Origin of the sequence: Actinomadura madurae (assembly GCF_900115095.1) — a bacterium.
GTDB lineage: Bacteria > Actinomycetota > Actinomycetes > Streptosporangiales > Streptosporangiaceae > Spirillospora > Spirillospora madurae.
Genome location: NZ_FOVH01000011.1, coordinates 58,532 through 84,763, shown reverse-complemented (window position 1 = coordinate 84,763; position 26,232 = coordinate 58,532). Strand labels below are relative to the sequence as shown.

Genomic DNA, 26,232 nt, shown 5'->3' with positions numbered 1-26,232 from the left:
CGTGCGCTGCCGTCAGTGGACCGCCTGATCCGTCCTCGTCGGCTCGGCAGCCGGTTCGGGCTGTTCCGGCCCGGACCGTGAGAGCCAGCGAAGCGCGATGACGCCGAGGACGACGTGCAGGAGGCTCGCCACGGCGGCGGCGACGCGGAGGCCGGTGACGAAGGCCGCCTTCGCGTCCCCGATGGCCGCGGGCGTCACCCCGGGGAGCCGGAGCGTCTCATCGAGGGTGGGCGCCAGGCCGGGCCCCTGGAGCCGGAAGATCAGCGCGGCGAGCGAGCCGAGCAGCGCGATCCCGAGGGCGTTGCCGATCTCGTTGCTGGTCTCCGCGATCGCTCCCGCCGAGCCCGCCCGCTCGACCGGGACCGCGCCGACCGCCGTGTCGGCGACCACGGCGAAGGAGATGCCGTAGCCGACGCCCGCGGTGACCGTGGCGGCGACGTACCATCCGGCCCCGCCGCCGGTCGTGACCGGCAGGAAGAGGAGCAGCCCGGCCGCGATGGAGAAGTGGCACGTGATCAGCGCGGCCCGCCTGCCGACGCGGTCGGCGACCGGCGGTGTCACGACGCAGGCGGTGGTCAGGACCGCGGCCCCGGGCAGGGCCAGCAGCGCGGCGTCCAGGATGGGCAGGCCGAGGACCGACTGGAGGTGGACGCCGGCCAGGAAGGCGGTGGCCGACCACGCGGCCAGCGGCAGGAGACCGGTGATGATCGCGACGGTGAAGACGCGGTCGCGGAAGAGCGAGAAGTCCATCAGCGGGTGCGCGAGGACCCGCTGCCGGCGGGCGAACCACGCGAGCAGCGCCACCCCCGCCGCGCCCGCCAGGACGGCGGCGGGCGAGAGGCCCTCGGCGGCCCCGTGCTTGAGCCCGTGGACGACGAGCAGGAGGCCCGCCGCCGAGGTCGCCACGCTGAGGACGTCCACGCGCCCGGGACGGGCCGCGCGCACCTCGCCGAGCAGGAGGGGGGCGAACACCAGGAAGAGCACGGTGACGGGCAGGTTCACCAGGAAGACCGATCCCCACCAGAACCGTTCCAGCAGCATCCCGCCGACGACGGGGCCGATCGCGAACCCGGCCGAGAACGCCGCGGCGAAGATGCCGATCGCCTGCGCCCGGCGGCGGGGGTCGGCGAACAGCTCGCTCAGCACCGCCAGGGCCGACGGCAGCAGCGTCGCGCCGGCGGCGCCCATCAGCGCGCGGGCGGCGATGAGCAGCTCCGGGGTGGGCGCGAACGCGGCCGCCGCGGACCCGAGACCGAAGACCGCCGCGCCGATCATGAGCAGCCGCAGCCGGCCGTACCGGTCGCCGATGGCGCCGAACGCGATGAGCAGGGATCCGACCGCGAATCCGTAGACGTCCAGGATCCACAGGGCCTGGTCCGCCGTGGGCGTGAGGGCCTGACCGATCCGTGGCATCGCCAGGAACAGGATCGAGCCGTCCATGGACACCAGGAGTACGGGACCGAGGATCACCAGGAGCCCGAGCCAGGAACGGAGACCGGCGGGGTTCGTCGCGTGCCGCTGAGACATGCCGTCCACGCTCCGGCACCGCCCGGACGGCAGCCATCCACCTGCCGTGGGTACACCTCGCAGGTGCACCCGGTCAGACGCCGGACCGCTTACGCTCGAAATCGTGGAGAGCCTCGGAACGTTCCTGCGGAGCCGTCGTGACCGGGTCACGCCGGCCCAGGTCGGGCTGCGTACCTACGGCACCGCGCGGCGGGTGCCGGGACTGCGACGCGAGGAACTCGCCCAGCTCGCCGGAGTGAGCGCGGGCTACTACACGCGCCTGGAGCAAGGCCTGGCGGACACCGCTTCCGAGCAGGTTCTGAGCGCCCTCGCCAGGGTGCTGCGGCTCGACGCGGTCGAGCGCACGCACCTGCTCAATCTCGCGCGGCAGTCTCCTGTTCCCGGTCTGTCCGAACCACCTCGTGAGGCGCCCCACGCGCGGGTCCTCGCGCTCTTGAACTCCCTCGGTGAGGCGATACCGGCGCTCGTGCTGGGCCGCCGGGGAGACGTCCTGGCCTGGAACCGCACCGGTCACGCCCTGTTCGCCCGGCACCTCGCCTTCGACGCGCCGAAGGAACCAGGGCACCGGCCGTCCATCCCGCGCATGTTCTTCCTCGACCCGCGCACCCGCGACCTGCACCGCAACTGGGAGGAGCTCGCGCGCATCCACGTCGCCTACCTCCGGCTCACCGCCGGCCGGTTCCCCACCGACGCGCGGCTGGCGGAGCTGATCGGGGAACTCGTCATGCGAAGCGACGAGTTCGCGGCCATGTGGGCGACCGGCGAGGTCGCCGACTGCACCACCGGCGACATGCACCTGAGCCACCCCGCCGCCGGCGCGGTCAGCATCGCCTACCAGGTCTGGCTCCAGCCCGACAGCCCCGACCACCGGCTTGAGATCTACACACCGAACGACCCCGCCTCAGCAGCCGCCCTGCAGTCCCTCGCCAACGTCTCTCGCCAGGACGACGTCCGCGAAGCCGGCGCCGCCCCTCGCGGACGTCCGGAGCCGTCTCGGGGTCAGCCGGCCTTGGCGGGGCCGAGCTTCTCCACGATCAGCCGGTAGAGCTGGCGGGGGCGGCCGGGCTGCGGGGTGCGGTTCGGGGGCAGCGGCCAGGCCAGGCCCTCCTCGACGAGGGTGCGCAGGAGGCGGCGGGCGGTGCGGGGCGTGACGCCCAGCATCTTGCCGGCGTTCTCCGCGTCCACGATGAGCGGCTGCTCCTGGTCGCCGAGCTTGTCGGCCAGCCGGGCGAGGATCTCCAGGCCCTTCGGCTTGGCCTGCGGCTGGGCGCGCTGGGAGCTCTGCGAGCGGGCCAGGGCGGCGCGGGCGTGGTTCTCCGCCTCGTGCGCCGTGCGGCCCATGCCGATGCCGACCTCGATGGCGAGGCCCAGCTCCTCGCGGACGCGCTCGACGAACGGCGGGGTGCGGAACCCCTCGGTGGACGCGGTCACCGAGCCGCGCGTCGCGATGACCAGGTAGCTGTGGTCGTCCAGGGGCCACACGGAGGCGTTCATGCGGTGCGCCTCCTGGAGGAGGACGCGGTGCAGGGCGAGCTTCAGCTCGTCCCGCCAGTAGCGGGGGGTGACGCGGCGCGGCGTCTCGCGGAGGGTGGGCACGTCCACCAGGACGACGACGAGCTGCGACTCCTCCAGGCGGTGGTGGGCGCCGAGCAGCGCCGCGGTCTGGAGGGAGCTGCGGATCGCGGCGCCGGTCGGGCGGACGCGGATGGTGGGCACGCCCGCCATCTCCATGCGCTCGGCGGTGGCGTGCACGCAGGTCATCGCGACGGTGGTGGCGCCGCGCCGCCACAGCCGCTCGTGGAACGCGGCGAGCGTGCCGGGGCCGGCGGCCTCCTCGCGCAGGTGCACCTGCTCGGTGCCGAGGCTGATCTCGGAGTAGGCCTCCTCGACCTCGGCGCGGCCGAGCACGTCGATGCTGACCCGGGACGGGTCGAAGCGCTCGTCGAGGGACGCCCGCAGCAGCGCGCCCTGGAGCGCGGCGCCGTTCAGCGGCACGTAGGTGGCGGGCATGCTGAGGACGCCCGCCTTGCGCGCGAAGTCGTAGGGGACGGGGCTGGCGAACAGGCACACGTCGACGCCCGAGCCCAGCCGCACCACCTTGTCGGCGGCCTCCTGCTCGTCCCGGTACGCGGCGGCCACCAGCCGGCTCGGGACGGGTGTGGGGCCATGGCCCATCAGCATGACCCGTTCCACCAGGTCATGCGGGCCCACGACCCCGATCGTGAGGTCGGGGGTGACCGACCCCGTGCGTGCCGCCGTCATCGATGATCGCTCGCTTCCGGTCCGTCCTCTCGGCGGGGTCGCCGCCCCGGCCACCTGCTCGCGCACGTTCCGCCCAACGGTTGACTCATGGCTCGTCGTCCCTGCCTTCTGCCCCAGCACCGCAGTTCCCGTGCGATTCGCCTTCCCACAGTCCGCAGATCGGGTCAGGACGACGATGTGTGACGCCCAGAGGCGAAATCGAATCAAGAGTGCGGCGAAAAAGTAACCTACGCGACCCCTTGGTCAGTAATTTGTCACCAATCGGCCAGGCATGATCCTGCATCTTCGGACGTCCGAAGTTGAAAAACAAGACCCGAAAACATGGCGGGGGGTCCTTCCTGACGCTGTCACGTACAGGGGGGACCCCTAGGGTGTCCGTTTGGTTTACGCGCGGGCCGAAATCCGTGCGAGCCCGTGCCGACCGGGCCGGAAAGACGAGCGATCCGTGCAGGCAGGGCCGCGGATCGGCGCCGGTGATTTTTTACCGCGTTACGGTCCGCCCCATTGGGAGCGGTCCAGGGGGCACTTCCCAGGTCGGCGGGACGCCCTACAGGCGGTCAGGACGGCTGTCCGAGCGGTGCGTCACCGGCCGGTGACGCACCGCTCGGGCGATTTGGCCGCCGGGCGTTACATGCCCCGTCAGGGATCACGCCCGAGTTGGTCAGAGGGAGGCCACATTCGGCCGATTAAGGCCCCGGGGCGGGCGCCGCGGCGCCTTAGTCGGCCTCGCGGACGATCTCCGCGCCGAGCTGGGAGAGCCGCTCGGCGGTGTGCGCGTGCCCGCGGTCGAGGTAGTACGCGGAGGTGATCGTCGTCTCGCCCTCGGCGGCCAGGGCCGCGAGGACGAGGGCGCTGCCGCAGCGCAGGTCGTGCGCCTCGACCTCGGCGCCGCGCAGGCCGCGCGGGCCGTTCACCTTCGCGCGGTTGCCGTCCACCTCGATGTCGGCGCCCATCTTCGCCAGCTCGCCGGCCAGCTTGAACCGGCCGTCGAAGATCCGCTCGTAGACGTAGGACGGGCCCTCGGCCAGGCAGGACAGCGCCATGATCGGCGACTGCAGGTCGGTGGCGAAGCCCGGGTACTCGTCGGTGATGACGTTGATCGGGCGGAGCGTCCGGTCGCGGCGCACCTGCAGGACGGCGCCCTGCTGGTGGAACTCGACGCCCATCTGCTCCAGCTTGTCGGCGGCGACGCCGAGGTGCTCCAGCGAGGCGCCGACGAGGCTGAGGTCGCCGCCGGTGATCGCGGCGGCCATCACGAACACGCCGGCGTCGATCCGGTCGGGCATCACGGTGTGCTCGACGGCGGTCAGCTCGTCCACGCCCTCGACGGTGATGAACCCGGTACCGCCGCCGCTGATCCGGGCGCCCATCGCCTGCAGGATCGCGATGTTGTCCAGCACCTCGGGCTCCAGCGCCGCGTTCTTGATCAGCGTGGTGCCGTGCGCCAGCGCGGCCGCCATGATCAGGTTCTCGGTGCCGGTGTGCGACGGGGTGTCGCAGTACAGCGTGCCGCCGCGCAGGTCGCCGGCCTTGATGTGGATGATGCCGTCGCCGTTGTCGGCCACGTGCTCGGTGACCGTGGCGCCCATCCGCTTGAAGCCGTTGTAGTGGAAGTCCAGGTTGCGGCTGCCGAGGTTGCAGCCCCCGACGCCCTCGATCACCGCTTCGCCGAGCCGGTGCAGCAGCGCCGGGACGAACAGGAACGAGCCGCGGAACCGGGAGGCGATGTCGGCGGGCAGCACGGGGCTGCTCAGCGATGACGCGTCGATCACCAGGGTGCGCTCGGTCTCGTGCAGCTCGGCCTTGGCGCCCACCGCGCGGGCGAGCTCCACCGCCCGCCGGACGTCCTCGATGATCGGGACGTTGCGCAGGACGGTCCGTCCCTTGGCCGCCATCAGCGAGGCGCCGATCATCGGCAGGACGGCGTTCTTCGCGCCCTGGATGAAAACGGTGCCGTGCAACTGCCGGCCGCCGCGCACGCGGTAGCGAACCTCGTGGCCCATGCTCATGCCGCCTTACTTCCTCTCAGATGCGGTTTCAGTGCCTGCAATCCAGTGGGAGCACGAGGGCCGAGCGCGCCGAGTCCCCCCTCTGCGTCAACGCGACCCCAGTAAACCACCGGGCCGAGGGTGTGAAGCCCGGCCCGCGCCTCGTCGGCGTCAGTCTGCTCGTTGAGACTTCCGCGACACGCCAAAGGTTCGCGTTCCCCAGGAAAATTCCCAAGGTCAGCCTAGGGCCGCGGGGCGGGCGAATACGGGCTATCGTGATCATTTATGGATGATGAGACGCCCGGCTGGGACGCCATCGACGACGCCCTCCGCGGCATCTACGGGGACGCGAAGCCCTATCACCTGGGCACGCTCCTCAAGTGGGCGCTGGGCGGTCCCGATCCGCTGGACGGGATCAGTGTCTACGCCCGCACCGAACCCATCCCGCACTGGCATTTCGTGTCGTACGGGATGAGCGAGCTGTACACCAAGGAATCGGAGAATCCGGACGAGTCGGGCTGGGGCTTCGAGTTCACCTTCCGCCTCGCCCGCGACCCGGCCGAGGAGACGCCGCCCGCGTGGGCCGCGAACTTCCTGCAGAACCTGGGCCGCTACGTCTTCACCAGCGGCAACTGGTTCGAGCCCGGCCACCACATGGACGTCAACGGGCCGATCGCCGCCGACCGCGACGACTCGGAGATCCGCGCGGTGACCTTCGCCGCGGACCCGGAACTCGGAGAGATCGCGACCCCGCACGGCAGCGTCCTCTTCCTCCAGGTCGTCGGGCTCGCGGCGGAGGAGTACGAGGCGCTGCGCCGCTGGAACGCCGACGGCCTCATGGCCGTGCTCGCCCCGCACCTCCCGCTGCTCGTCACCGACGTCGACCGCCGGTCGCTGCTCGCCGACCCCGGCGTCGCCCGCGCCGTCGAGGCGGGCATCGCGCGGGACGGCTCCAGCAGCGGGCTGCTGTTCGTGACCACGGCCGGCTGGCTGCGCGACGCCGGGTCCACCACGCTGCGGCTCGGCGCGCTCCAGGCCCCCGCGATCGCGGACGCGCTGCGGGGCCGCCTCCCCTTCGGCCGGGAACTGATCCTGCAGACCGAGGACACCGTCCTGGCGTTCCGTCCCGGCGACGCGTTCGCCGTCGAGGAGCCGGACGAGGGACAGCTGGAGGTCCACGTCCCGCCGGCCGCCCTGGACGACCTCACGGCCGTCCTGCGGCCCACCGCGGGCAGCGCCGCGGTCCCCGCCCTCCCCGGCCTCACCGTGGAGATCGTGCCGACCGCCATGCGCGACCGCTACGGCAACGAGACCGGCGAAGTGGTCGGCTGACCCTCCGCGGGTCAGCGGGGTTCCAGGACCTCGATGGGGTCGCCGACCGTGAGCGTGCCCAGGACGCGCGGAACGCAATTCTGACCGAAGAGGATGCCGCGGTCACGGTTGCGGTAGGAGGCGAGCGTCCGCAGCGGCTCACGGCCCCGTTCGGCCGTTTTCTGGTCGGTGGTGGTGATGACGCAGCGGTTGCACGGCTTCACCATTTCGATGACGGTCTCGCCGACGCGCAGGAGTCGGACGTCGTCCTCGCCGAAGGGGCCGAGGCCCTCGACGACGAGGCTCGGACGGAACCGGTTCATCGGCAGCGGTTCGTCCAGGTGCGCGTTGAGGTCGTCCAGCGACTCCGCGGAGATGACCAGCAGCGGGTATCCGTCGGCGAACATGACCTCACCGCCACCCCGGGACGTGGGCCGGTGACCGGTGAAACGCACCAGGCGGCAGTCGATGTCGAACAGTTCGGAGAACCACGCCGCGGCCTCGTCGCCCTGGTCGACGCCCTGGCATTCCTTGCGCTGGACGGTGACGTCCCTGACCTCGCCCACGTCCGAGGCCTTGTGCACCAGCGGTGAGACTCCGGGCGCGTCCACCGTGAGGATCTCGCCGTCGTAGGACGGGCGCAGCAACGCCATCCGCGCGAGATCCCGCTGAGAGAGGAAGCGGCCCTCGGGTGTGACGAGCATGAACTCGCGGTCGAACGGCAGACCGCGCGCGGTCAACTCGGCAGTGCGCAGCGCGGTCACGGCGCCGCTCTTGAGCGGATAGACGTTCAGCTCGGTCAGGGTCCCCTGCAAGGCCCCTCCTACCTCAGATCGGCCAGTCGGTCGAACATCGCCCCGAGACGCTCGACGAAACGCTCGGGACGGCACACCTCGTCCAGGCGCCGCTCGTCCAGGGTCAGGCCCGCCTCCGCGGCGTGCTTGCGGAGCGTCTCGCGGAACGGCGTCCCGCTCTCCCACGTCTCCATGGCGGCCTTCTGGACCAGCGGATACGCCTCGTCGTCGCGCGACATGCCCGCCTCGACCAGCTCCAGCAGCACGGTCGAGGTGTAGATGAGGCCGCCGGTCGAGTCCAGGTTGGCCCGCATCCGCGCCTCGTCCACGACCAGACCGGACATGAGGCGGTTCGTCAGGTTCAGCATGTAGTCGAGCGCGATGGACGCGTCCGGCAGCGCGATCCGCTCGGTGGACGAGTGGGAGATGTCGCGCTCGTGCCACAGCGGGATGCCCTCCAGCACCGGGACGACCTGGGCGCGGACGATCCGCGCCATCCCCGCCAGCCGTTCGGAGATGATCGGGTTCTTCTTGTGCGGCATCGCCGACGAGCCCTTCTGGCCCTTGCCGAACGGCTCCCACAGCTCCCGGACCTCGGTGCGCTGCCCGTGCCGCACCTCCAGCGCGATCGCCTCGCACACCGTCGCCATGATCGAGAGGGACGACACCCACTCGCTGATCCCGTCCCGCATCACGACCTGCGTCGACACGTCCGCCGGCCGCAGCCCGAGCTTCCGCGCGACGTGCAGCTCGACCGCCGGGTCGATGTTGGAGTACGTCCCGACCGCGCCGGAGATCGCCATCACGCCGACCGCCTCGCGGGCGCGCCGCAGCCGGTCGCGCGAGCGGGCCAGCGCGAACGCGAAGTCGGCGACGCGGTGCCCCCACACGTCCGGCTCGCCGTGGATCCCGTGCGTCCGCCCGACCCGCAGCGTCGCCCGGTGCGCGAGGGCGTGGTCGCGCAGCGTCGCCACGAGCGCGTCCGCCTTGTCCAGCAGGATGTCGGTCGCCTCGACGAGCTGCAGCGCGAGCGCCGTGTCGAGCAGGTCCGACGACGTCATGCCGAAGTGGACGTACCGGGCGGCCTCCCGCGGCTCGGTGTTGTCCGCCCACGCCGACAGAAAGGCGATCACGTCGTGCTGTGTGACCGCCTCGATCGCGTGCACCGCCTCCGGCGTCGGCGGCGGCGCCGCGCGCACCGGCTCCACCACCTCCGGCGGGATCGTGCCGGCCTCGGCGTGGGCCTCGACGACGAGGACCTCCACCTGGCACCACAGCTCGTATTTGTGCGCGTCGCTCCAGACACGCCCCATCTCCGGAAGGGTGTACCGCTCGATCACCTGCTTATTATGCGTCCCTCTCCTCCTTCGGGCCTTGGCGGCCCTCCATCGTCGAGAAACGCGGGCGATCGCTGGCATCGCTCCGGCTCGCCTTGCGGCTCGCTGCGCGATCAGGGTCTCGCTTCGCTCGCCCCTGCCTTCGGACGCGATCGCAACCATTGAGGTTGTTGCGGGGTTGCGGAGACGGTTGGGTGGGGCGGTTGTCAGGGCGCGCCGGCTGTGGCGCGCAGGGCGATGTCGGTGCGGTGGTGGGCGCCGCGCAGGGCGATCTTCGAGACGGCCTCGTAGGCGGTGGCGCGGGCCGCCGCGAGGTCGGGCCCGGTGCCGACGATGTTGAGGACGCGCCCGCCGTTGGCGATCAGCCGTTCCTCGCCGCCGAGCTTGGTGCCCGCGTGCAGGACGTACGCGCCGTCGACCCCGGCGGCCCCGTCCAGGCCGGTGATCTCGTCGCCCTTCACCGGCGCGGCCGGATACCCCTCGGCGGCCACGACCACAGTGACGGCCGCCCCCGGGTGCCATTCGGGACGGAACTCCGGGTCGAGCCCGCCGATCGCGCAGGCCTGCAGCAGCCTGCCGATCGGGGTCGCGAGCCGGTCCAGGACGACCTGCGTCTCCGGGTCGCCGAAGCGGGCGTTGAACTCCACCACCCGCACGCCCCTGGACGTCAGCGCCAGACCCGCGTACAGGACGCCGACGTACGGCGTCTCGCGGCGGCGCAGCTCGTCCACCGCGGGCTGGACGACCGTGGACATGACCTCGTCCACCAGTTCCGGGGGCGCCCAGGGGAGCGGCGTGTAGGCGCCCATCCCGCCCGTGTTCGGGCCCTCGTCCTTGTCGTAGGCGCGCTTGAAGTCCTGCGCCGGCAGCAGCGGAACCGCGTGCTGCCCGTCGCACAGCGCGAACAGGGAGACCTCGGGGCCGTCCAGGAACTCCTCGATCACCACGCGCTCGCACCCGGCCGCGTGCCGCTCCGCGGCGGCCCGGTCCCCGGTGACGACGACGCCCTTCCCCGCCGCCAGACCGTCGTCCTTCACGACGTAGGGCGGGCCGAACGCGTCGAGCGCCTCGGCCACCTGCGCGCTCGTGTCGCACACCCGCGACGCGGCCGTCGGCACCCCGGCCTCCGCCATGACCTCCTTCGCGAACGCCTTGGACGCCTCGATCCTGGCCGCCGCCCGGTCCGGGCCGAAGCACGGGAACCCCGCCCGGCGCAGGGCGTCGCCCACCCCCGCCACCAGCGGCGCCTCCGGGCCCACGACCACCAGGTCGACCCGCAGCCGCCCGGCCAGCTCCGTCACCGCCACCGGATCCGTCGGGTCCAGCTGGTGGTTGTCCGCGATCTCCGCCGTGCCCGGATTGCCGGGGGCGCAGTGGACGGCGGTGACGGCAGGGTCGCGATGCAGGGCGCGGGCGAGCGCATGCTCGCGGCCACCCGATCCAAGGACGAGTACTCGCACGTCACGCGAGCTTACTGGTCCCGCCTCCGCCGAGGGCGGGCATGACCCCTCGGAGACCGGCGTCGCTCCGGATGAGGCGACCGTCACACCCGAGCCGGGTGAACCTCGCCGTTACGGGCGGCGTCCCAATTGTCGGCTGATAAGCTGCGACGGGCTTGACCGCCGCATGTCGAGGTGCGTGAAAGGAGGTGGTCGGGATGAGTCCTGGTGATCCTTGCAGTTCGCCGGAAAACCCTCACAGTCCGGGCAGGACTGTCTCACCGTCCGCCTCCATCTGGCGTCCGGCCACCCCCCTCGCGCGCTCCCTTCGCTGACGGCCTGGGTTGAGCGCGCGCTGCGCGCGTGGCCGGCGGGTTAGGAGCACCTCATGGCCATGACACGAGTTCGCCCGAGCCGCGTGCTGTTCAAGACGCGCGGCCGCCCCACCGGCGTCCAGGCTCCGAACCGCGATTCCGCCGTCATCGACTGGGCCGCCTACATCGACGGGCACCGCGTCTCCACCGACACCGTCGCCGACGCCGTCCGCCTCATCCGCGACGGCCGGCTCACCCCCGAGGGCGACAGCGCCGGCTTCGTCTGGGTCGGCCTGCACGAACCGTCCGCCACCGAACTGGCCGACCTCGCCGAGGTCTTCGGCCTGCACCCCCTCGCCGTCGAGGACGCCATCCACGCCCACCAGCGCCCCAAGCTGGAACGCTACGACGACGTCCACTTCGTCGTCATGAAGACCGTCGGCTACGTCTCCACCGGCCCCGGCGGCGCCGAGGTCGTCGAGACCGGCGAGATCATGATCTTCTGCGGGCCCGACTTCGTCGTCACCGTCCGGCACGGCGCCCACGGCGCCCTCGGCCCCGTCCGCCGCGACCTGGAGCAGGACCCCGCCCGGCTCGCCCTCGGCCCGGCCGCCGTCCTGCACGCCGTCGCCGACCGCGTCGTCGACGGCTACGTCGGCGTCGCCGACGCCGTCATGGAGGACATCGACGAGGTCGAAGAGGCCGTCTTCTCCCCCGAGCGCACCGACGAGTCCCGCCGCATCTACCGGCTCAAGCGCGAGGTCATCCAGCTCAAGCGCGCCGTCGGCCCCCTCGCCGGCCCCCTGCGCAACCTCTCCGGCCGCCGCTTCGTCCCCGCCGAGATCAAGGAATACCTCCGCGACGTCGAAGACCACCTCACCCGCGTCCGCGAGCAGGTCGAGTCCTACGACGAACTCCTCAACCCGATCCTCCAGGCCCACATGACCCAGGTCACCGTCGCCGACAACCAGGACATGCGCAAGATCTCCGCCTGGGGCGCCATCTTCATGGTCCCCACCGCCATCGCGGGCGTCTACGGCATGAACTTCGACTTCATGCCCGAAACCCAGTGGCGGTTCGGCTACCCCATGATCCTCGGCGTCATCGGCTTCGCCTGCCTCTCCCTATACCGGGGCTTCCGGCGTAATGGTTGGCTTTAATCTCCTCCTTCGGGCCTGGCGGCCCTCCATCGTCGATCAAAGCGGGCGATCGCTGGCATCGCTCCGACTCGCCTAGCGGCTCACTTCGCGATCAGGTTCTCGCAAGCTCGAACCTGCCTTCGGACGCGATCGCGGCCCTCATGTCGTTGCGTGGTTGCGGCGGTGGCTGAGGTGGAAGCGCCCGGGGGTCCGGCCGCTGCCGTCGGGCGCTGGGGCGCCCTCCTTTGTCGAGGGAGGCTCAGGAACTCGCCAGTACGGATTGGAGAAGGTCTGGGTAGTCGGTGACTATGGCGTCTGCGCCGTACTTGATGAAGCGGGTCATGTCTTCGGGGGTGTTGACCGTCCAGACGATGACGGGGAGGGCGGCGTCGTGGGCGTCGTCTATCAGGCCGGGGGTGGTTATGGCGTGTTCGGGGGAGATTGCCGTCGCGCCTATGGCCTGGGCTGTGGCTATGGGGTCGTGGGGGTTCTGGCCTGCTAGCCAGGTGGTGTTTGGGGTGAGGGTCTTGCGTTCCAGGAGGGCGACGCGGCCCAGGGTGGGGTAGTGGCGGCGGGCCTCTGTCAGGACGCGCCAGTCGAACGCCAGGAGGCTGGCTCTGGGGGTCAGGGCGTGGTGGTCGAGGACGGCCACTACGGCGGCTGTGAAGAGCTCGACTTCCTCGTTGGTCCAGGTGGGGTCTGTTTTGAGTTCTACGGAGAGCTTGACCGTTGTGGGGGCCAGCAGGGCGCATGCCTCGGCGAGGGTGGGGATGCGTGTGCCCGGCATCGGTGCGGGGCGGAAGAGGGTGCCCGCGTCCACGGTTCGGAGCTGGGCGAGGGTCAGCTCGCGGATCGGCTTGCCCACGTAGGGGTGGGCGGGGTCGTCCGGCCAGGCGGGGGCGGTGTCGGCCAGGTTCGCCGGGGAGAGGGACTGGTCGTGGTTCAGGACGACCACGCCGTCGGCGGTGAGGCCCACGTCCAGCTCGATGGCGTCGACGCCCAGGTCGAGGGCGTGGACGAAGCCCGGCAGCGTGTTCTCCGGACGGAGGCCGCGCGCCCCGCGATGCCCGTGCACCTCGACGGTAGTGATCACCGCACGCACGCTACAGTCCGCGACCGAACGGGCGGTGGAGAACGGGTGAGGTCAAAGGAAACGGAAGTCAGATGAGGGAGCGGCGGGAAAGCGTCTGGTCGCGGCCCGGGCCGACGCCGATCGCGGAGATCTGCGCGCCGGACATCTCCTCCAATGACCGGACGTACGCCTGCGCGTTCGCCGGGAGGTCCTCGAACTTCTTGGCGCCGGAGATGTCCTCCCGCCAGCCGTCCAGGTATTCGAGGATCGGCTTGGCGTGGTGGAACTCGGTCTGCGTCGTGGGCAGCTCGTCCACCCGGACGCCGTCGACCTCGTAGGCGACGCACACCGGGACGCGCTCCAGGCCGGACAGGACGTCCAGCTTCGTCAGGAAGTAGTCGGTGATGCCGTTGACGCGGGTGGCGTAGCGGGCGATGACGGCGTCGAACCAGCCGCACCGCCGGTCGCGTCCGGTGGTCACGCCGTACTCGCCGCCGGTCTTGCGCAGGTACTCGCCCTGCTCGTCCAGCAGCTCGGTGGGGAACGGGCCGGAGCCCACCCGGGTCGTGTAGGCCTTCAGGATGCCGATCACCCGGGTGATCTTGGTGGGGCCGACACCGGAGCCCGCGCAGGCGCCGCCCGCCGTCGGGCTGGACGACGTCACGAACGGGTAGGTGCCGTGGTCGATGTCCAGGAGCGTGCCCTGGGCGCCCTCCAGCAGGACGATCTTGCCGTCGTCCAGGGCCTTGTTCAGCACGAGCGTGGTGTCGGCGACGAACGGCTTGAGGCGCTCGCCGTAGGCCAGGTACTCCTGCACGATCGGCCCGGTGTCGATGCGGCGCCGGTTGTAGACCTTGGTGAGGACCTGGTTCTTCTCGCGCAGGGCGAGGTCGAGCTTCTGGGTGAGGATGTTCGGGTCGAACAGGTCCTGGACGCGGATGCCCATCCGGTTGATCTTGTCGGCATAGGTGGGGCCGATGCCGCGCCCGGTGGTGCCGATCCGGGCCTTGCCGAGGTACCGCTCGGTGACCTTGTCGAGGGCCCGGTGGTGGGGCATGATCAGGTGCGCGTTCGCCGAGATCAGCAGCCGCTCGCAGGTGATGCCGCGGTCCCGCAGCCCGTCGATCTCCTGCAGCAGGACGGCCGGGTCGATCACCACGCCGTTGCCGATCACCGGGACGACGTCGGGCGACAGCACCCCGGACGGCAGCAGGTGGAGCGCGTAGCTCTTGTCACCGATGACCACCGTGTGACCGGCGTTGTTGCCACCCTGGTAGCGGACGACGTAGTCGACGTCGCCGCCGAGCAGGTCTGTGGCCTTGCCCTTGCCCTCATCTCCCCACTGGGCACCGACAAGAACGATGGCAGGCATGCCACATTTCCTTCCCACGACGAAGGCCCCGGTCGCCGCAAGCGCGCGAAGGGGCCTCTTGCGATCAAAGCGTACCCGGCCCCGGGCGGCAAGGAAACCGGAGCCGGGTCCGGCCCGGCTCAGGCCCCCGCGCGCCGCGGCCAGTAGTTCTCCGCGAACAGCCGGGCGACGAGCTCGCCGCGGCTGGAGACGCCGGTCTTGGCGAAGACCGCCTTGACGTGGTCGCGGACGGTGTGCGGGGAGATCACCAGCTCGGCGGCGATGCCGCCCGTCGTCACCCCTCGCGCGACGAGCTGGGTGATCTCCAGCTCGCGGGCGGACAGCCCGTACGCCTGCGCGATGACGGGCGCCATGTCGGAGCCGGCGGCGGGCTGGACGACCACCGCCGTGGGGCCGGGCGCGCCGCCGGGGCCGTCGGTGCAGGAGGCGTGGCAGACGAGCCACTGGCCGTCGCGGGTGCGGATCCGGATGCGCGCCGCCCCGCGGTCGTGCCCGGCGGCGACGGCGCGTGCCTGCGCGGCCGTCCCGACGAGCCAGACCGGCAGGGCCGGGCCGAGCGGCGACGGGGTGGACGGGCCGTCGGGCAGGCGCTCCAGATGGTGGCGCGCCTCGTCGTTGATCGAGATGGGCGTCCCGGACGGGTCGAACAGGATCAGCCCGGGATCCTGCTCCCTGCCGGGGGCCGGCGTCCGGACGGGCCGGGCGAGTTCGCGCAGGCGGTCGCCCAGCGGTGCGGAAAGGTCGGCGACCAGGGAGATCTCGGCTGGATTGAACGGAGGTCGGCCCTTGTCGCGGAAGAGGCTCACGACTCCCCAGGGGCGCCCGCCCGCGCGCAGGACGGCACGGAGTTCGTCGCCCACCCCTTGGCGGCCGAGGAGCTTGCGGTACTGGGCGCTGCGCGCGGGGAGGCCGCCGGTGCTCGCCGCGAGCCCTGCGGCCGGGACCGCCGCACGGGCGAGCTCGCGGAACGGTATGACGGTCTCCTCCAGGATCGCGCACTCCCAGTAGGTGAAGCACTGGTCGCCGCTCCCGAGGTTCTCCACCCGCATCGGCGCGGTGATCAGCCCGGTCTCCGGGTCGGTCGCCGACCACGCCGCCGCCTGGAAGCCCACCAGCCGGCGGAGCCGCGCCGACACCCCGCCGAACAGGCCGGACGCGTCCCGCGCGCCCGCCGCCCGGTCGAGGACGGCCCGCCGCTCCCGTTGATCGAACACGGGATCAAGTCTGCCTCCGGGACGCGCCGCGCGAACCCCTCACTTGGGGGATTCCGGTCCGGGCCGGTTCCCGGACCGGGGGGATGGGGCGGGCGCGGCCCGGCGGCGAGGCTCGTCGGCATGGATCTGGCCATCATCGGGGCGGGTGCGGCGGCCGTCGGCCTGCTGGACGCCCTCGACCCCTCGGACGTGCGATCGGTGACCGTCTTCGACCCCGCGCCGCTGCCATGGCGCGGCCGTCCCTATCGACCCGACCTCGATTCCGTGCTCGTCAACGCCCCTCCGGAGATCATGTCGATCCGGTTCGGCGACCGGGACCACCACGCGCGCTGGCTCGGTGAAAGGGCTCCCGCCGGGACCTACCTCGATGAGCGGCTCGGTGCACCGGTCCCGCCGCGCGCCGTTTACGGGCGGTACCTGGTGGACACGGCGGAGGCCGCGCTCGCCCGGTTCGCCCGGACGGAGGTCGTTCAGGCCGCTGTGACCGGGGTGTCGCTGGAGGCCCGCCCGGTCGTGCGAACCTCGGACGGCCGCCGGCACATCGTCGATCATGTCCTGCTCTGCGTCGGCGGTGGTACGCCCCCGGACCTCTACGGGCTGGCGGGCGCGCCCGGTTTTGTCGCGGACCCGTACCCGCTGGAGTCGACACTGGATGGGATCCCGCCCGGCCGTGACGTCGCCGTGATCGGCGGGGGCCTGACCGCGGTCGACGTCGCGGTGTCGCTGGCCGCGCGGGGGCACACGGGCAGGATCAGCCTGGTGTCGCGCAGCGGAGCCCTCCCCCTGGTCTGGCAGCGCTTGGCCGACACCGGCATCCGGCACCTGAAACCCGATCGCCTGCCGTCGCCGGACGGGCCGGTCACGCTGGACCGGCTGGCCGGCCTGATCCGCGCGGAACTGGCCGATCACGGCGAGAGCTGGGACGGGCTGTCCGCCTGGATCGCCGCGGCGATGCGGCGGGACCCGGTCGCGAACCTGCGCGAGCAGCTCGCCATGGTGGACGCGCCCCAGCTCGGCCGCCGGATCCTGCAGGAGGCCGCGCACACCGCCGGCCCGGTGGCCTGGCGGCTGCTCGGCGCGCGCGACCGGGAGCGGCTCCGCGTGGACCTCGGCCGGACGATCACCAGCCTCGCGTCGCCGATGGTGCCCCTCAACGCCGCCGTGCTCCTGGAGCTGTTCGAGGCCGGAACGCTGGACGCGGTATCCGGGGTCGAGAAGATCGAGGCCGGGGGCGGGTTCCGCATCGTCCACGCGGCCGGGGTGCGCACCGCCGACGTCGTGATCAACGCGGTGAACCCGCCGCCGCACGCGGTCCCCGAACCGGCCGGACCGCTCGTCTCGTCCCTGCTCGGCCAGGGGGCGACGCGGCATCCGGACGGCGGCCTCGTGGCGGACCCGGAGACCGGGCGGCTCGTCGTCGGCGGCCGTCCCGACCCGCGGATCCACGTGGCGGGCGACCTCGCCGGCGGGCCCTTCATCGTGTCGGGCATCGCCGGCGTCGCCGTCCAGGCGCACCGGGCGGCCCGATCGGTCCTCGCGGCGCGGCACGCCGCGAGGACCGTGCCGGTCAGGAGGAGCTGAGCTCGTCGGCCGCGGTGGCGCTGCTGTCGCGCAGGAAGGACTTGCAGCGCTCGGCCTCGTCGTCCTCGCCGATGGCGGCGGCGGCGCGGCCGAGGGCGTGCAGGGCGCGCAGGAAGCCGCGGTTGGGCGCGTGCTCCCACGGGATGGGGCCGTGGCCCTTCCAGCCGGCGCGGCGCAGCTGGTCGAGGCCGCGGTGGTAGCCGGTGCGGGCGAACGCGTAGGAGTCGATGACGCTCGCCTTGGCGAAGGCGCGGTCGGCCAGCTCGGCCCACGCGGCCGGGTAGTCCGGGTGCCGCGCGGCGACTTCGAACGGGTCGACGCCGTTCTCCAGGGCCGTGCGGGCCTCGGTGTTGTCCGGCAGTTCGGTCGGAGGAGGGCCGCCGAGCAGGTTCTGGGTCATGCGGGTCATCGTAAGTGGGCTCGCCCGCCCCGGATCAACCCGGGGCGTGGCCGGTCGTTTCGCGCGATCACGCGGGGATGGGGAGCGGCAGCCGGAAATGCGCGGCTCCGCCGTCCCTGGTCGAGCGGACGCCGGGCCAGCCGCGCCGGACGAACAGCAGCGCGTCCCGGTTGGTGAGGACGACGTCCGCGTCGAACTCGCGGATGCCCCGCCGCTCGGCGAGCCGGGACAGGCAGGAGACGAGGGCGCTGCCCAGCCCCCGGCGCTGCCAGGGGTCGGTCACCAGCACGGCGAGGTCGGCCCGGCCGGGCTGCGCGGCGTTGCGGGCGTACTCGGCGATGCCCGCGATCTCGCCGTCGGCCAGGGCGACGAGGGCCTCGCGGTCCCAGTGGTCGAGGGCGTCCAGCAGCCGGACGTAGTGCTCGGGGATCCGCGGCGTGCCCGAGAAGAAGCGCGTGTAGAGGCTGGCGGAGGACAGCCGGTCCGACATCCGCCGCACGCGGTCGCGGTCGGTCCGGCCGTACGGGCGGATCCGGACGTCGTCGAGCGTCGCGGCGATGTGGGCGGCGCTGCGCACATCGAGTTGCTTCATAAAACCCATTGGAGCGTAGTTGGGTTGCTTGACGCAACTCATTGGCCGGCAAAAAGTGCGTGCGCTTTCCGTGAACAGGGGGTCAGGCGCCGGGGCCCGGGCGCGGCTCCACGTCGCCCGGGCCCAGGTGGGAGCCGCAGGACGAGCAGGTGAACTGCCTGGTCAGCGTGCCGTCACAGCCCCGGTGACCGATGATGACCGGCGCGCCCTCGGGCGCGTAGTGGCGGTCGCCCCACATCAGCAGGGTCATCATCGCCGGCCACAGCTCGACGCCCTTGCGGGTGAGCCTGTACTCGTACCGCTCCGGCCGCACCTGGTAGGGGACGCGGCGCATGATGCCCTCGTCACACAGCCGGTTGAGGCGGTCGGTGAGGACGTTGCGGGCCACGCTCAGGACGTCCTGGAAGTCGTCGAAGCGCCGGACGCCCTCGAAGGCGCTCCGGATCACCAGCAGCGTCCACCGGTCGCCCACGACCTCCAGTGAGCGGGCGATCGAGCAGTTCTGCGACTCGTAGGTGCGGGGTAGTGCCACACCCCGACCCTACCTGAGTTTCATCAAACAACGATGTCGTGCTCAGGGAATGCGTCCCCTGGAACCCGGCCGGGCCGGGCGGTCGCCCGCCCGGCCCGGGTCCGGCCGTCCTACTTCAGCTTCTGGCCGGCGGACTGGAGGTTCTCGGCGGCCTGGACGATGCGGGCGGCCATCGCGGCCTCCGCGGCCTTGCCCCAGGAGCGCGGGTCGTACTGCTTCTTGTTGCCGACCTCGCCGTCGACCTTCAGCACGCCGTCGTAGTTGCGGAACATGTGCTCGGCCACCGGGCGGGTGAACGCGTACTGCGTGTCGGTGTCGATGTTCATCTTGACGACGCCGTACGACACCGCCTCGCGGATCTCCTCCAGCGTCGAGCCGGAGCCGCCGTGGAAGACCAGGTCGAACGGCTTGTCCTTGCCGTACTTGGCGCCGACCGCGTCCTGGATCTCCTTGAGCACCTCGGGACGCAGCTTCACCGAGCCCGGCTTGTACACGCCGTGCACGTTGCCGAACGTCGCCGCCAGGATGTAGCGGCCCCGCTCGCCCACGCCGACGGCCTCGGCGGTGGCGAGCGCGTCGCCCGGCGTCGTGTAGAGCTTCTCGTTGATCTCGTTGGCGACGCCGTCCTCCTCGCCGCCGACGACGCCGATCTCCATCTCCATGATGATCCGCGCCTTGGCGCACTGGTCGAGCAGCTCGGAGGCGATGTCGAGGTTCTCGTGCAGCTCGACCGCCGACCCGTCCCACATGTGCGACTGGAACAGCGGCTCCTCGCCGCGCGCCACCCGCTCCTGCGAGATCTTGATCAGCGGACGCATGAAGCCGTCCAGCTTGTCCTTCGGGCAGTGGTCGGTGTGCAGGGCGATGTTCACCGGGTACTTGGCGGCCACGACGCGGGCGTACTCGGCGAGCGCGGACGCGCCGACGACCATGTCCTTCACCGTGGAACCGGACAGGTACTCGGCTCCGCCGGTGGACACCTGCACGATGCCGTCGCTCTCGGCCTCCGCGAACCCGCGCAGCGCGGCGTTCAGCGTCTGGCTGGACGTCACGTTGATCGCGGGGAAGGCGAAGCCGTCCTGCTTCGCACGGTCGAGCATCTCCGCGTAGACCTCGGGCGTTGCGATGGGCATTGTCAGCGTCCTTTCATACGCAGGGTGCCGCCGGGCATCCGGCCGGGCGGTTGCACCCGGTCGTCCGAGTACCCAGGTGAGTGCCCAGGTCACACGGTTTCCGGGTCGGGCATGCCGTCCGCGCTCAGTATCCCGCCTAATCGGAGCGTGGGGAAAGGTACGCTCACGGTGTGGATCTCACGACCCTTCCCCTCAATATCACCGAGTGGCTGCATCCCACCGCGTGGCTGCAGCTTTTCGGCACGTTCGCGACGATCGGCGTGCTCGCCATCATCTTCGCGGAGACCGGACTGCTGTTCGGCTGCATCCTTCCGGGTGACTCGCTGCTCTTCACGGCGGGGATCCTCACGGCGGTCTCGACCGTCAACGGGCAGGAGTTCCAGCCCCTGTCGCTGCCCTGGCTGCTCATCGGGGGGCCGGTCGCGGCGATCGCCGGCGCCCAGCTCGGCCACTTCCTCGGGGCGCGCTACGGCCGCAAGCTCTTCGACAGACCCGACTCGCGGATCTTCAAGCACGAGTGGGTGGAGAAGGCCGAGTACTACTTCAACCGGTTCGGGCCCGCGAAGGCGGTGGTTCTCGCCCGGTTCATCCCGATTGTGCGGACGTTCCTGAACCCGCTCGCCGGGATGCTCGGCATGGACACGCGAAAATTCTTCATCTGGAACGCCATCGGCGCCATCGTGTGGACCGACAGCCTGTTCCTGCTCGGCCACTTCCTCGGCTCCGAGGTGCCTGACATCGAGAAGTACATCCTGCCGGGCGTCGCGGTCATCCTGATCCTGTCGGTCATTCCGATCATTCGCGAGGTCCTCAAGGGGCGCAAAGCGGACCAGGGTCCGAATAAGAATGGCCCCGAAGAGTCACGTCCGTCGCTCAGCGGTGACAGTTATCGCTAACCTCCCCATGTGGGACGTCATCGGTCGGACCCTAGGGGTCTCGCGCGCATACTGATCGCGGCCTTGGCCGTGGTGGCCGCCTTGGCCCTTCTCGTGGTCGGCGGCATGGCTCTGGTCAACGCGATCTCAGGCGAGCCCGAGAACTCGGGGCCGTCGACGGCCGCCTCGCCCTCCGAGAGCGGTGCCAGGACGCCCGCGAGCAGCAACGCAGCCTCGACATCGCCGACGGCGACGGTCCCGCTGGTGATCCGCGTGACCGGCCAGCCCACGAACGTCGTCGTCCGCGTCGCCGACACCGGCGGGAAGGTGCTCACCAACGGCACCCTCAACACCGGGGACACGCTCAAGTACGACGAGGCCCCCCTGCAGGTCGTCGCCACCAACGGCGGCTCCCTGCAGGTGGTCATCTACGGCAAGCTGCAACCGCGCCAGCCGAACGGCCAGCGCGCCCAGTGGTTCGTCAAGACCCGCAGCGGCTCCTGAGCCGCGCCTAGTCCAGGCCGAGGTCGGTGACGTCGTACGGGTGCCGGTAGTCCAGCCCGGCCTCGGCGATCCGGCCGGCGGCGCCGCGCTCCAGGATCGTCGCCACCGCCACCACCTCCGCGCCCGCCTCCCGCAGCGCCTCCACCGCGGTCAGGACCGACCCGCCCGTGGTGGAGGTGTCCTCCACGGCGAGGACGCGGCGCCCCCCGACGTCCGGGCCCTCGATGCGGCGCTGCAGCCCGTGCGCCTTGCCCGCCTTGCGGACGACGAACGCGTCGAGCACGCGCCCGCGCGCCGCCGCGGCGTGCAGCATCGCGGCGGCCACCGGATCCGCGCCGAGCGTGAGCCCGCCGACGGCGTCGTAGTCCAGGTCCGCCGTCTCGTCGAGCATGACCCGCCCCACCAGCGGCGCCGCGGCCCCGTCCAGCGTCACCCGGCGCAGGTCCACGTACCAGGACGCCCGCTTGCCCGAGGACAGCACGAAGTCCCCGTGCACCACGGCCCTGTCCTTGATCTTCTGCAGCAGCTCATCACGATCGCTCACGTGCAGAACCCTAATGACCTCCCGCCGGGCCCCCGGTGCCGCCGTGTACGGTTCGCCGGGTGACCACCGGAACCGTCGTCCTGCTGCACGCCCCGAACGCCACCGCCGCCTCCTGGGGCGATCTGCCCGAGATGCTCCGGTCGTACGGGCTGGACGTGGTCGCGCCGGACGTCCCGGACGACACCGGCCCCCGCTACATCGCCCGCGTCTCGCTGATCATCGCCGCGACCGCCCCGGCACCGCCGCTCACCCTCGCGGCGCACGGCGCCGCCGGGCCGCTGGTGCCGGGCATCGCCCTCGCGCAGCGCGCCGCCCACCGCCCCATCCGCGGGTACGTGTTCATCGACGCCGACCTCCCGCGCCGCCTCGCGCACGACCACGCGGAGCCGCAGAACGACGTCCCCATGCCCCCAGATTGGCCGGAGGCGCCCTGCGGCTACCTCTGGACCCATGCGGACCGCACCGCCTCCTCCGGCCACGCCCAGGCCGTCAGAGAGGCGCGCCTGCGCGACTGGCGCGTCACCGAACACGAGCCCCCGGCCGCGGTCGCGCAGTCGCTGAGCGAACTGGTACTGGGGCTGTCCTAGCCCCGCAGGCCCCGGGTGATCACGCGTTCTTGAGGAGGTCGTCCAGGAGGGCGTCGTAGTCGTCCTCGCTGCGGCCCAGGTCGATGCGGGCGCGGTAGCGCAGGCGGAGGAGGGCTTCCAGGCTGTCCTCGGCCAGGGCGACGTCGTCGGGGCCCGGGGTGAGGGAGTCGGCGTCGGGAGCGGGGGCCTCGTCGGGGCCGCCGCCCATGCCGGTGCCGACCGCGCGGTCGCGCAGTTCGAGGACGACGTCGGCGCCGCTGGTGGCCCATTCGTGGGCGCCGGTCGCGTCGCCCTGGGCGTAGAGCACCTCGGCCACGGTGCGGTACACCTCGGGGTCGCGCGGCTTGTCGGCACGGATCCGCTCGACGAGCTTGCGGGCCTCGTCGGCCTCGCCCAGTTCGAAGAGCGCGTCGGCGAGGTAGGCGCGCGGGTCGCCGTAGGTCTCGCCGCCGTCCTCCATGGCCCTGCGGTACAGCTCGGCCGCCTTGCCGTGGTCGCCGGCGTGCTGCCACTGCTCGCCGGCCCGCAGCAGGACGTTGGCGCGTGACACTCCGCCGGACACCGACTCGGCCAGCTCGGACAGCCGCCGGGCCGCCGAGATGTGATCGCCGGTGCGCAGGGTGTCGAACTCCAGGTCGTCGAGATCGTCTTCCGTCACATGCGTCACGGTTCAACGCTACCCGCCGTCGCGCGACCGAAGCGGGCGAATCGATGATGATCGTGGAATACCGGTGCGTAGGTGTCAGGTCACCTGCGGGAACGTTCTAGCGCGTCCCAGAAACCGCGGCGCAGCGCGTGCCGCACTTCGTCGTGCAGGAGGAAGTCGATGGGCAGCGAGGAGCCCTGCAGCAGCCTCGCTTCGAGGTCGGACGGCATGCGCGGCTTGCGGGCGAGGACGGCCTCCAGCCACAGCGCGGGCGCGTCGCGGGCGACGGACTCGCCGAAGTCCTGGCCTTCCTGGTGGGCGGCCTTGACGGCGTCCGCGAGCGTGGGCGTCTGCTGCACGGGGACGGGCGAGACCTGCTGCGGGCCCGTGTAAGGGCCGTGCTGCCCCGTGGGCTGCACGGTCTGCGGGGGCGGCGGCGGGGAGGGCGACGGGACGGGCGAGGAGCTGTACTGCGGGCTCGGCGGTGGCTGGGACGGCGCCGGTGGGGGCGACGGGGCCGGAGCCTGCGGGGCCTGCGTCGAGGACGGCCCGGCCGGGGCCGGTTGCAACGGGACCTGCTGCCCGCCGGTGCCGTAGGACGACCCGGAGTAGCCGCCCCCGCCGCCGTTCGGCAGCGGCATCGGGCCGGTGCCCGCGCTCGGTCCGGGGCCGACGCCGCCGGTCGTCCCGGGCCCGCCGCTCAGCCCGCCGCTCAGCCCGCCGGTCATGGCCGGGCCGAGGTCGCGGACGGACGGGGTGGCGGGCGGCTGCCCGCTGAGCGGGGACGAGGGCGGCGGACCTCCGTTGTGCGAGGTCGTCTGGAGCGGGCCGATCGAGCTGCCGTGCCCGTTGACGGAGCCGTGCCCGTTGGACAGCGGGCTCGTCCCGTGCGAGGACGCCCCGTCCATCCCGGTGAGCATGTTGACGTAGGGGCGCAGGTGGCCGGAGCCGATCTCGATGAGGTCGTCGCACTCCTGCCGGAGCACCCGGGAGATCGTCCAGTTGCCGTCGACGGCGACGTGCACGACGGTGACGCGGACGCCGAAGTCCTGGGCGTCCGCGATGACCTGCGCGAGGTCCTCGTCGCCGCTCACCAGGACGGCGTCGGTGAGCGCGGAGTTGCGGGCCAGCGTCATCAGATCCCGGTGGATCTCGGTGTCGACGCCTTCGCGGCGGCCGGGGCGGATCCGGCCGAGCCGCAGCTTGAGGCCGGGGAGGTCGGCGAGCGCGTCGTGCTCGGGGTTGCGGCGTCCCTCGACCGTCGCCTCGTACCAGTAGCAGCGCAGGAGAGGCATGCCGGTGCGTTCTCTGGCGAGGTTGCCCAGGAGTTGCAGGAGGCCGCCGAAGTCCCACGAGACGGTCTCGCGATGGCGGGTGCCGTGCACCGCCATGGCGCCGTCGGCCAGCAGGTAGCCGGCGTCTACGAACAGCGCGCAGCGATCCATGCGACACCGTCCTTCCTCAACACGGGAGCTCACAGCATGCCCACATCGGCGTAGCGGTCCCGGGCGCTTATAGCGTAGTGAAGCCCGTCTGCCCGGTAGGCCAATACGGCGATTCGCCACTCTTTCATGGCGACCCGCCGGTTGGCGACTCCCCAGTAACCGTGAGATGGGAGCCGCGGCGGACGCTACCAGCCGATCCGGCCCCGCCCTGAGCTTCCGCAGGATCTTTACGGGAAGAATCAGGTCGCCGGTTCAGTCGCGGTGTACCCGCGACCCTTACTTCAACCGGTCATGGCGGGTCCTATGCAGTGCGGTGTCGCCCCTGAGATGGACGTGCACCTTCACGGAGCGCGGTCTCACGCGCAGGTGGATCTGGACGGGTGAGCCTCCAGGTCTTTCGGCGGGCTTTTCGGGTGCCGGCTGGTGCGGGGCACCGGGTTCTTCTGGTTCGGGCGGGACGTGCTGCGGCGGTGAGTCGGGTGTAAGGCGTGGTCTGGGCTGTGGTGTCCTCGGGTTGGGTGCGGTCGCCGGCTTGGGTGTGGCCGTCGGCTCGGGGGCGGACTTCGGGTCCGGGTTCCCCGTCGCTGGACGGGGAGGAGGCTGCGCGGCCGCCGGGACGGTCGGTATCGCCACGGCCGGTGGCGTGCGCGGAGCGGGAGCGGGCTCGTCGTTGGCCACCAGCACCATCGCGAGTGCCGCCGCGACGGCGACGATGCCCGCGCCGAGCGCCTGGGCGCGTCTCGGCATACGCCGGAACCACAGCAAGGTGCCGCTTTTGGACGCCAGGTAGGCGGTACTGGCCGAGCCCAGGACGAGAGGGCCGAGGACGTCGCGCAGTGCCGAGTTCACGCAGGCCAGCTCGGCGTGGAAGGCCTTGCAGCGTTTGCAGCCGTCCAGGTGACGTTTCACCCGGCGCGTTTCGCGGGCGGCGAGCGCGCCCCGCACGTACGAGCCGAGCTTCTCCTGGACGGGACGGCACGCGTCGTCCGCCTCGACGCCGTCCAGGTGCATGCGCAGGTACGCCTGGCGCAGTCCTTCACGCGCCCGGTACGCGAGCGCGGCGGCGCTGTTCGCCGTGACACCGAGGATCGGGGCCACCTCGGCCGGTTTCGCGCCCTCGACCTCGGTGTGCCAGAGGACCGTCTGCCAGCGGTCCGGGAGGGACAGGAACGCGCGCGCCACCAGCGAGCGCTCCAGTTCCTCGACGGCGGTGTCCTCGAACGGCGTCCCGGGATCGAACGCCTCGATGTCGCCGGTGTGGTGGACGCGCCGGTCGGTGCGCCGCCGGTCGTAGACGGTGCGCCGCACCACCGTGAGCAGGTAGGGGCGGAAGTCCGATCCGGGCCCGCCGCCGCGCTTCAGGACGGCAAGGATCCTGGCGAAGGCGTCCTGGACGGCGTCGTCGGCGGCGTCGCGTCCGGCCAGATGGCGAGCGAGGCCTCGCGCGGCGGGCAGGTGCCGTTCGTAGAGGGCTCCGTAGGCCGAGGCGTCGCCGTCGCGAGCACGGCGGATGAGGGCGGCGTCACTGACCCCGGCATCACTGACCCCGGCGCCGCTCGTTTCAGGCGCGTCCTCTCCTCGCTCCATACTTGCTCATTGTGACGGGTTGACCACTGCTTGTCGC

At 71.9% G+C, this 26,232-nt stretch carries 24 protein-coding genes; 7 read left to right on the top strand and 17 right to left on the bottom strand.

Annotated features, from left to right (window positions below; translation table 11 throughout):
- Positions 1-12: 12 nt before the first annotated feature.
- Positions 13-1,527 carry an MFS transporter gene (locus tag BM339_RS28125; protein WP_075022950.1) on the bottom strand — a complete coding sequence of 505 codons (1,515 nt, stop codon included), beginning with the start codon at positions 1,525-1,527 and terminating at the stop codon, positions 13-15.
- Positions 1,528-1,630: 103 nt separating this feature from the next.
- Between BM339_RS28125 and BM339_RS28120 the strand changes: the two genes are divergently transcribed.
- The gene (locus BM339_RS28120; RefSeq protein WP_021593813.1) at positions 1,631-2,572 is read left to right on the top strand and encodes a helix-turn-helix transcriptional regulator; all 942 of its coding nucleotides are present in this window, start codon (positions 1,631-1,633) and stop codon (positions 2,570-2,572) included.
- Here the strand turns inward: BM339_RS28120 and BM339_RS28115 are convergent.
- Together BM339_RS28115 and murA are read right to left on the bottom strand one after the other, a co-directional pair.
- Positions 2,527-3,789, bottom strand: coding sequence for a GTP cyclohydrolase IIa (locus BM339_RS28115; protein WP_177287794.1), 1,263 nt, complete (start codon positions 3,787-3,789; stop codon positions 2,527-2,529). The two genes, BM339_RS28120 and BM339_RS28115, sit on opposite strands and share 46 nt — an antisense overlap.
- Before the next feature lie 716 nt (positions 3,790-4,505).
- Positions 4,506-5,792, bottom strand: coding sequence for a UDP-N-acetylglucosamine 1-carboxyvinyltransferase (gene murA, locus BM339_RS28110; RefSeq protein WP_024936346.1), 1,287 nt, complete (start codon positions 5,790-5,792; stop codon positions 4,506-4,508).
- 270 nt (positions 5,793-6,062) lie between these two features.
- Here murA and BM339_RS51760 point away from each other — a divergent pair, with 270 nt between their 5' ends.
- Complete coding sequence (locus BM339_RS51760) at positions 6,063-7,109, top strand: suppressor of fused domain protein (RefSeq protein WP_021593816.1); 1,047 nt, start codon at positions 6,063-6,065, stop codon at positions 7,107-7,109.
- A gap of 11 nt (positions 7,110-7,120) precedes the next feature.
- Here BM339_RS51760 and BM339_RS28100 read toward each other — a convergent pair whose 3' ends face one another.
- The 3 genes from BM339_RS28100 to purD all read right to left on the bottom strand — a co-directional run bounded on the left by BM339_RS28100 (position 7,121) and on the right by purD (position 10,679).
- Positions 7,121-7,903: an MOSC domain-containing protein gene (locus BM339_RS28100; protein ID WP_075022788.1), complete on the bottom strand. Its 783-nt coding sequence runs from the start codon at positions 7,901-7,903 to the stop codon at positions 7,121-7,123.
- 8 nt (positions 7,904-7,911) lie between these two features.
- On the bottom strand, positions 7,912-9,222 hold the full coding sequence (gene purB / locus BM339_RS28095) for an adenylosuccinate lyase (RefSeq protein WP_021593818.1): 1,311 nt from the start codon (positions 9,220-9,222) through the stop codon (positions 7,912-7,914).
- Between the two features lie 203 nt (positions 9,223-9,425).
- Positions 9,426-10,679 (bottom strand): phosphoribosylamine--glycine ligase, encoded by a 1,254-nt coding sequence (purD, locus tag BM339_RS28090; protein ID WP_075022787.1) that lies wholly within the window; start codon positions 10,677-10,679, stop codon positions 9,426-9,428.
- A gap of 367 nt (positions 10,680-11,046) precedes the next feature.
- Between purD and BM339_RS28085 the strand changes: the two genes are divergently transcribed.
- Positions 11,047-12,132 (top strand): magnesium and cobalt transport protein CorA, encoded by a 1,086-nt coding sequence (locus tag BM339_RS28085; RefSeq protein WP_024936345.1) that lies wholly within the window; start codon positions 11,047-11,049, stop codon positions 12,130-12,132.
- 238 nt (positions 12,133-12,370) lie between these two features.
- On the opposite strand, the gene BM339_RS28080 is transcribed toward BM339_RS28085, so the two are convergent.
- The 3 genes from BM339_RS28080 to BM339_RS28070 all read right to left on the bottom strand — a co-directional run bounded on the left by BM339_RS28080 (position 12,371) and on the right by BM339_RS28070 (position 15,769).
- Positions 12,371-13,204 carry a glycerophosphodiester phosphodiesterase family protein gene (locus BM339_RS28080; RefSeq protein WP_075022786.1) on the bottom strand — a complete coding sequence of 278 codons (834 nt, stop codon included), beginning with the start codon at positions 13,202-13,204 and terminating at the stop codon, positions 12,371-12,373.
- Positions 13,205-13,271: 67 nt separating this feature from the next.
- Positions 13,272-14,555, bottom strand: coding sequence for an adenylosuccinate synthase (locus tag BM339_RS28075; protein WP_021593822.1), 1,284 nt, complete (start codon positions 14,553-14,555; stop codon positions 13,272-13,274).
- A gap of 119 nt (positions 14,556-14,674) precedes the next feature.
- Positions 14,675-15,769: a helix-turn-helix domain-containing protein gene (locus BM339_RS28070; RefSeq protein ID WP_021593823.1), complete on the bottom strand. Its 1,095-nt coding sequence runs from the start codon at positions 15,767-15,769 to the stop codon at positions 14,675-14,677.
- A 120-nt stretch (positions 15,770-15,889) separates the two neighbouring features.
- Between BM339_RS28070 and BM339_RS28065 the strand changes: the two genes are divergently transcribed.
- Complete coding sequence (locus BM339_RS28065) at positions 15,890-17,350, top strand: FAD/NAD(P)-binding protein (protein WP_075022785.1); 1,461 nt, start codon at positions 15,890-15,892, stop codon at positions 17,348-17,350.
- On the opposite strand, the gene BM339_RS28060 is transcribed toward BM339_RS28065, so the two are convergent.
- The 4 genes from BM339_RS28060 to fbaA form a co-directional block, all read right to left on the bottom strand.
- Positions 17,337-17,759, bottom strand: a complete 423-nt coding sequence (locus tag BM339_RS28060) for a DUF3151 domain-containing protein (RefSeq protein WP_024936343.1) — start codon at positions 17,757-17,759, stop codon at positions 17,337-17,339. The genes BM339_RS28065 and BM339_RS28060 overlap by 14 nt on opposite strands.
- Positions 17,760-17,817: 58 nt before the next feature.
- Entirely contained in the window at positions 17,818-18,342 is a 525-nt protein-coding gene (locus tag BM339_RS28055; protein WP_021593826.1) for a GNAT family N-acetyltransferase, read from the bottom strand.
- A gap of 82 nt (positions 18,343-18,424) precedes the next feature.
- Complete coding sequence (locus BM339_RS28050; RefSeq protein ID WP_021593827.1) at positions 18,425-18,874, bottom strand: winged helix-turn-helix transcriptional regulator; 450 nt, start codon at positions 18,872-18,874, stop codon at positions 18,425-18,427.
- Positions 18,875-18,984: 110 nt separating this feature from the next.
- Positions 18,985-20,007: a class II fructose-bisphosphate aldolase gene (gene fbaA / locus BM339_RS28045; protein ID WP_021593828.1), complete on the bottom strand. Its 1,023-nt coding sequence runs from the start codon at positions 20,005-20,007 to the stop codon at positions 18,985-18,987.
- 170 nt (positions 20,008-20,177) lie between these two features.
- Here fbaA and BM339_RS28040 point away from each other — a divergent pair, with 170 nt between their 5' ends.
- Both BM339_RS28040 and BM339_RS28035 read left to right on the top strand, forming a co-directional pair.
- On the top strand, positions 20,178-20,903 hold the full coding sequence (locus BM339_RS28040; protein ID WP_021593829.1) for a DedA family protein: 726 nt from the start codon (positions 20,178-20,180) through the stop codon (positions 20,901-20,903).
- Between the two features lie 72 nt (positions 20,904-20,975).
- Positions 20,976-21,386, top strand: a complete 411-nt coding sequence (locus BM339_RS28035; protein WP_235206550.1) for a RodZ domain-containing protein — start codon at positions 20,976-20,978, stop codon at positions 21,384-21,386.
- Positions 21,387-21,393: 7 nt separating this feature from the next.
- Here the strand turns inward: BM339_RS28035 and pyrE are convergent, their stop codons facing one another.
- A complete protein-coding gene (pyrE, locus tag BM339_RS28030; RefSeq protein WP_021593832.1) occupies positions 21,394-21,930 on the bottom strand; it encodes an orotate phosphoribosyltransferase in 537 nt (178 codons plus the stop codon).
- Positions 21,931-21,989: 59 nt separating this feature from the next.
- On the opposite strand from pyrE, the gene BM339_RS28025 reads away from it, so the two are divergent.
- On the top strand, positions 21,990-22,517 hold the full coding sequence (locus BM339_RS28025; RefSeq protein WP_021593833.1) for a lipase family protein: 528 nt from the start codon (positions 21,990-21,992) through the stop codon (positions 22,515-22,517).
- Positions 22,518-22,536: 19 nt separating this feature from the next.
- On the opposite strand, the gene BM339_RS28020 is transcribed toward BM339_RS28025, so the two are convergent.
- The 3 genes from BM339_RS28020 to BM339_RS28010 form a co-directional block, all read right to left on the bottom strand.
- A complete protein-coding gene (locus BM339_RS28020; protein WP_235206549.1) occupies positions 22,537-23,184 on the bottom strand; it encodes a tetratricopeptide repeat protein in 648 nt (215 codons plus the stop codon).
- Positions 23,185-23,264: 80 nt separating this feature from the next.
- The gene (locus tag BM339_RS28015) at positions 23,265-24,608 is read right to left on the bottom strand and encodes an NYN domain-containing protein (protein ID WP_075022784.1); all 1,344 of its coding nucleotides are present in this window, start codon (positions 24,606-24,608) and stop codon (positions 23,265-23,267) included.
- Positions 24,609-24,884: 276 nt separating this feature from the next.
- Positions 24,885-26,195, bottom strand: a complete 1,311-nt coding sequence (locus BM339_RS28010) for a sigma-70 family RNA polymerase sigma factor (RefSeq protein ID WP_075022783.1) — start codon at positions 26,193-26,195, stop codon at positions 24,885-24,887.
- Positions 26,196-26,232 lie beyond the last annotated feature (37 nt).

Excerpts from the sequence above, each read along its gene's own strand:
- BM339_RS28085 (WP_024936345.1), top strand. The coding sequence starts at position 11,047 with ATGGCCATGACACGAGTTCGCCCGAGCCGCGTGCTGTTCAAGACGCGC.
- fbaA (WP_021593828.1), bottom strand. The coding sequence starts at position 20,007 with ATGCCCATCGCAACGCCCGAGGTCTACGCGGAGATGCTCGACCGTGCG.
- BM339_RS28055 (WP_021593826.1), bottom strand. The coding sequence starts at position 18,342 with ATGAAGCAACTCGATGTGCGCAGCGCCGCCCACATCGCCGCGACGCTC.
- BM339_RS28065 (WP_075022785.1), top strand. The coding sequence starts at position 15,890 with ATGGATCTGGCCATCATCGGGGCGGGTGCGGCGGCCGTCGGCCTGCTG.
- BM339_RS28115 (WP_177287794.1), bottom strand. The coding sequence starts at position 3,789 with ATGACGGCGGCACGCACGGGGTCGGTCACCCCCGACCTCACGATCGGG.
- BM339_RS28015 (WP_075022784.1), bottom strand. The coding sequence starts at position 24,608 with ATGGATCGCTGCGCGCTGTTCGTAGACGCCGGCTACCTGCTGGCCGAC.
- BM339_RS28125 (WP_075022950.1), bottom strand. The coding sequence starts at position 1,527 with ATGTCTCAGCGGCACGCGACGAACCCCGCCGGTCTCCGTTCCTGGCTC.
- BM339_RS28075 (WP_021593822.1), bottom strand. The coding sequence starts at position 14,555 with ATGCCTGCCATCGTTCTTGTCGGTGCCCAGTGGGGAGATGAGGGCAAG.
- BM339_RS28010 (WP_075022783.1), bottom strand. The coding sequence starts at position 26,195 with ATGGAGCGAGGAGAGGACGCGCCTGAAACGAGCGGCGCCGGGGTCAGT.
- murA (WP_024936346.1), bottom strand. The coding sequence starts at position 5,792 with ATGGGCCACGAGGTTCGCTACCGCGTGCGCGGCGGCCGGCAGTTGCAC.
- BM339_RS28060 (WP_024936343.1), bottom strand. The coding sequence starts at position 17,759 with ATGACCCGCATGACCCAGAACCTGCTCGGCGGCCCTCCTCCGACCGAA.
- BM339_RS51760 (WP_021593816.1), top strand. The coding sequence starts at position 6,063 with ATGGATGATGAGACGCCCGGCTGGGACGCCATCGACGACGCCCTCCGC.